Annotated in this window: 1 protein-coding gene; it reads right to left on the bottom strand. The window is 74.7% G+C overall.

Going from position 1 to position 1483, the window contains the following annotated elements; translation table 11 throughout:
* A partial coding sequence (locus ABD329_RS47720) for an SDR family NAD(P)-dependent oxidoreductase (protein ID WP_344318274.1) occupies nt 1-1483 on the bottom strand: 1483 nt, incomplete at both ends.

Genomic DNA, 1483 nt, shown 5'->3' with positions numbered 1-1483 from the left:
TCCGGCACGGCGTCCAGCACCGCCGCCAGTTGCTCCCGGTCGGCCACATCGCAGGCCGCCACCGTCACCCGGGCACCCAGCGCCTCCAGCTCCTCGCGCAGCTCGGCCGCACCCGGCGCCTCGATGCCACGACGGCTGGTCAGCACCAAGTGCTCGGCACCATTGCGCACCAACCAGCGGGCCACCTGACCGCCGAGCGCACCCGTACCACCGGTCACCAGCACCGTGCCACGCGCCCGCCACGCCGTTCCATCGGCAGCGGGGGCGGCCGACCGCGTCAGACGGCGCGCGAATACTCCGGAGCCGCGCACCGCCACCTGGTCCTCGGCGCCCTCGGTGGCATCTGCGGACAGCACACCGGCCAGCCGCGCGACCGCGCGCTCGTCCAGGGACTCGGGCAGGTCGACCAGACCGCCCCACAGCTGCGGCAGCTCCAGCGCGGCCACCCGGCCCAGCGCCCACACCATCGCCTGCGTCGGGTGGCTGAGCCGCTCGGAGCGGCCCACCGACACGGCGCCGCGGGTACCGCACCACAGCGCGGCCTCGATGCCGGTGTCCGCCATGGCCCGCACCAGGGTCAGCGTCAGGGCGAGACCGCCGGAGAGCGCGGGGTGTCCCGGGCAGGGCTCCTCGTCCAGGGCGAGCAGCGACAACACGCCGCCCAGCGCGGGTGTGTCGGCGATCGCCCCACGCAACCGCTCCCCCAGCGCCTCAGCGTCCAGGTCCCGCTCATCGGCGACCAGCGACACCACATCCGCGCCATGCCGCCCGAGCCCGGAGACGACCTCCGCCACCAGCTCGTCCTCGGCACGCGACGCCGGGACCACCACCAGCCACGTCCCCGACAGCGACCCACCGGCCGCGTCCGGAACCGGCTTCCACGCCACCCGGTAGCGCCAGTTGTCGATCGTGGACTGGTCGCGCCGGTTGCGGTGGTACGTGGACAGCGCGGGCAGCACCGCGCTCAGCGGCGTCTCACCGTCGACGTCGAGCGTCTCGGCGAGCGCTTCGAGGTCCTCGCGCTCGACCGCTTCCCAGAACCGGGCGTCCACCGAGTCCGCGGCGGCCGACGTGTCCCAGCCGCTCAGGGAGAGGGACACCTCGGGCCAGTACCGCTCGCGCTGGAAGGCGTACGTCGGCAGCTCCACCATGCGCGCGCCACGCCCGGCGACGACGGACTCCCACTCCACCGAGGCTCCGTGGACGTGGAGTTCGGCCAGCGCCATCGTCAGCGCCTGGGCCTCGGGGCGGTCCTTGCGCAGCACCGGCACCACGGCCGAGGCCGCGGCCTGGTCCTCCGTCAGGCAGTCCCGCGCCATCGCGGAGAGCACGCCGTCGGGGCCGACCTCCAGGAACCTGGTGACGCCCTGGGCGGTGAGTGCCCGCACCCCGTCCGCGAAGCGCACGGCCTCGCGCACATGCCGCACCCAGTACTCCGGCGAGCACACCTCGGCCGCGTCCGCCGCCTCACCCGTCACATTCG

Source organism: Streptomyces javensis (assembly GCF_039525925.1).
Classification (GTDB): Bacteria; Actinomycetota; Actinomycetes; order Streptomycetales; family Streptomycetaceae; genus Streptomyces; species Streptomyces asiaticus.
This window is presented reverse-complemented; position numbering and strand designations above follow the sequence as displayed.